The following is a 921-nucleotide window of genomic DNA, read 5'->3' on the forward strand; positions in this document are numbered from 1 at the left end:
GAACTGACACATGCTCTAGCTCGCAACAAGGTAACCGCGATTGCTTATGAGACCATTCAGTTGGACAATGGCAGCCTTCCCTTATTGACGCCAATGAGTGAAGTAGCGGGCCGCATGTCCGTCCAAATCGGCGCGCATTTCTTGGAGAAAGCGCACGGCGGCAAAGGGATTCTGCTCGGCGGCGTACCCGGTGTTGAGCCTGGGAAAGTAGCTGTCATCGGCGGTGGAATCGTTGGAGCTAACGCAGCAAAAATGGCGATTGGATTAGGCGCCGATGTAACGATCGTTGACTTGAATCCAGATCGTTTGCGCCAGTTGGATGACCTCTTCCAAGGACGTGTCAAAACGATTATGTCTAGTCCGTATAACATCGCGGAAGTTGTGCGACAAGCTGATTTGGTTGTCGGCGCAGTACTAATTCCTGGCGCACGCGCACCACGTTTGGTGACCGAAGAGATGGTCAAAACGATGAGCCCGGGAAGCGTGATCGTGGACGTTGCGATCGACCAAGGCGGCTCCATTGAGACGATTGATCGCATTACAACGCATGACCAACCGACTTACGAGAAGCATGGAGTCATTCACTATGCGGTAGCGAACATGCCAGGCGCCGTAGCTCGCACATCTACATTGGCACTTACGAACGTGACGACTCCTTATGGCTTGCAAATTGCCAGCAAAGGGTATGTGCGTGCTGCACTTGATAATAAAGCTATTGCCAAAGGGATTAACGTTGTAGCGGGGCATGTGACTTACAAGGCTGTTGCTGAGGCGCACGGCTACGAATATACGGACATTAATTCGCTATTACAATAAGTGCTTGAAGCCTATCCTACATGGATAGGCATTTTTTTTGGTGCTAATGGGATAAGTTGCATAAGGGCATGATAATGCAAACGACTTTTACTGAGGAGAATAGGG

General features: G+C 50.5%; 1 protein-coding gene. It reads left to right on the top strand.

Annotation, left to right across the window (positions count from 1 at the left end; translation table 11 throughout):
* Positions 1 to 816: alanine dehydrogenase (ald, locus tag AC1DUA_RS39200; RefSeq protein ID WP_477504817.1), on the top strand; the 816-nt coding region annotated here is incomplete at its 5' end.
* Positions 817 to 921 lie beyond the last annotated feature (105 nt).

The sequence above is a fragment of the Paenibacillus sp. 01T422 genome, from assembly GCF_056398785.1.